General features: G+C 51.6%; 3 protein-coding genes. All 3 read right to left on the reverse strand.

Features of this window, described 5'->3' with window-relative positions:
• Positions 1 to 64: 64 nt before the first annotated feature.
• Positions 65 to 544, reverse strand: coding sequence for an NYN domain-containing protein (locus tag RR842_RS13845; protein ID WP_332514478.1), 480 nt, complete (start codon positions 542 to 544; stop codon positions 65 to 67).
• A 566-nt stretch (positions 545 to 1110) separates the two neighbouring features.
• A complete protein-coding gene (locus tag RR842_RS13850) occupies positions 1111 to 1551 on the reverse strand; it encodes a hypothetical protein (protein ID WP_332730168.1) in 441 nt (146 codons plus the stop codon).
• A gap of 147 nt (positions 1552 to 1698) precedes the next feature.
• A complete protein-coding gene (locus RR842_RS13855) occupies positions 1699 to 2133 on the reverse strand; it encodes a MerR family transcriptional regulator (protein WP_332574184.1) in 435 nt (144 codons plus the stop codon).
• Positions 2134 to 2501: the final 368 nt, after the last annotated feature.

A 2501-nucleotide genomic window follows, 5' to 3' on the forward strand; every position in this document is an offset into this window, starting at 1 on the left:
CGTACGGCACAATAGGTGCATCCAGGTATCGGCAAGGATGCTCTGGTGCGCGAGGAGCAGGGCTTCAATCTTCGATACCCCAGAGTTTCTTCAACTCGCGGTTGATCTCGTTGGCATTGGCGGGGATTCCGATATCGCGCGGAAGGGGAGCGCCCTTCCGCTTGCTCGGAGTCGCCTTGGCTTGGGCAAACAGCCGGTTGGAGGGGACGATATCGATCCCATGCAACGCAACCTCCCGGCAGCGGTTGGCAAGCGAGCGATCGGATGTGACGACGCCGGTGTGTTCCGTTGCACAGCGGATACACTCGACAATGGCATCGTCAGCTGTGGGCTTGCGGGTGAAGACGACGTGGCGGTCGACACCCTTGACAAGGCCTTCGCCACCTGCGCCATCCCAGATGATCGTGTATGCCGCTTTTCCGAGAATCCTGCTTGCGGAGAGCCTTAAACGAGACTCAAGCGCATTACGCTGTTCCTCAATGGCGAGCGCACGGGTGGCCGGATCGCTTTTCGTCACATTGTATCCGTCAATGTAGTACCGCATAGTCGTACCGCCCGTCCTCGATGCTGTTTCCCACGCGTTTCATTTTAAAGGAGAAGAAGATGACGATGCTAGAATAGTTGAAAAGGGGAGAGAGTCGACAAAAGGGGCTTGTCTAGGCAACGGTGTCGTACTTATTTCTCGAGAAGGCATGCAATGCCGGAAGCGAATGAAAACGAGCACGAGGGCGTTCGGAGCCAGACATTGCGTACGGAGTCGATTCGCCCTAGCACAAGCTGTCATGGCACCGCGAAAGGCTTCATTCGAGCAGTTCGCCTCATACCGCACAAGATAGAGAAGGCGAAGGGGCGATGGGAGGCCGATCTTCGGATTCGCGAGTTTGCGATGAAAGCGCTGATCCTCATAGGGCGCAAGCATGAAGTATCGAAAGTTGCAATCCCAAACAAAGAGCCGAGGGCAGACGAGACGCATCCCGTAATAGTTGCCTGAAAAGCTCGTTCCGTAACAATCTCGCCGCGCCGCAAACCTTTCTTGAGCTTCTTTGTGACTTCTTCTTTAACTTTACATAACACATATTATCAATATTTTGTCGTCATGCTGGGGAAGGGCTAACCCCAAGTCGAATTACCTCCGGAAGGTGTACCGGTTCCGGTGCCCGGCATAAAATTGGCGTAATCACCTGTTTCAAGTGCTTGGAGCACTATGGGATACAGGATGACGGCCGACACCACATTGAGCACCGTTACGATGCTGCAGATAACTATGGATACGATGCTCGACTTCTTAAAGCGCGTTGCAACGCTGCTGATGCTGCTTTGGCTTTGTATCAGTGCCTTGAACTTTCTGAAGCCTATGATGCCGCAGACGAGTCCGGCGGCGCTGAGCCAGAAGCCTCCGAAGAACAACGATATCGGTCCTGCCAGGCTCGCCACCATAATAAGGTTCTGTGCAACTTTGAGGCTGCGTACATCTTGATCGCTCGGCGGTAACTGGGAATGGGCCGGTTCGGGTGCTTGAGGCGGCTGCGGGGCGTTATTTTGGCCGTCCATGTGTTTTGTTGTCCAATCTGTCGAAATACTATGCATTTGACCTGCGATTTTATAAACAAGGCTCTGAGATCCGTTCTAAGGCCCTGTTTTGCTCCATGATGAGTACTAGGTCGTTGAAAACGAGGTTTTTATAACAACTTCCATGAACTATAGCATGTCGGCTTGCTCCGAGCTGCCTGTCGCCTCCAAATCCACGGTTGCGCTATGAAGTCGTTTCAGGCTCTCATCGAGTTCGTCACGTTGGTATTCCAGCACCGTTTCCTGGGCGCGCAAGATGGAAAGCCGTTCTGTTCGAGCGGCATCGCCGCGCCTGCATAAACGAACGAAGTACTGAATGCCCTCGATGGACAAGCCGCTTTTCCTTAAAGCTTCGACCAAATGCAGTTGGCCTACATCGTCATTAGAAAATTTTCTTACGCCACGACGATCTCGATGGAGGTTTGGAAAGAAACCGCACTTATCGTAATATCGGATCGTGAATGCCGAGATGCCTGTCGTAGCTGATACTTCGCCAATACCATAAAGAGGCGTACCGTCTGGCTTTTCAGTTGAACCAAGAGATTTACCGCCATCAGCGCACATAGGTACCCCCGTCAGAAAGCAAGATCGATAACGTTAGAGTTACTCTAATTAGCAGTACGATCGCTTGCCGCGCTCTGCTTTGCGAAACAGACTTAGAGTAACTCTAGGTCTGTTTCGGTATTCTACATTAGAGTTACTCTAAGCACAAGGTACGGCTTTGTCATGTAATCTCACCCATAAGAAAATGCATGGATAGGATGTCTTATGCATTTTGTCACCAAACTAGCATGTGCCATAATGCAACACTGCATCCCAGCTGGCGCAAAAAGCAAGCGACTTCATATAAGATAAATTGAAGTCGCTTGATCTCTACAGCTTGATCGAAATGTCCTAAAGAGAACGGTCACCTACCCCGCTGCTGCCGAACC

Origin of the sequence: Gordonibacter sp., assembly GCF_036667095.1 — a bacterium.
GTDB lineage: Bacteria > Actinomycetota > Coriobacteriia > Coriobacteriales > Eggerthellaceae > Gordonibacter.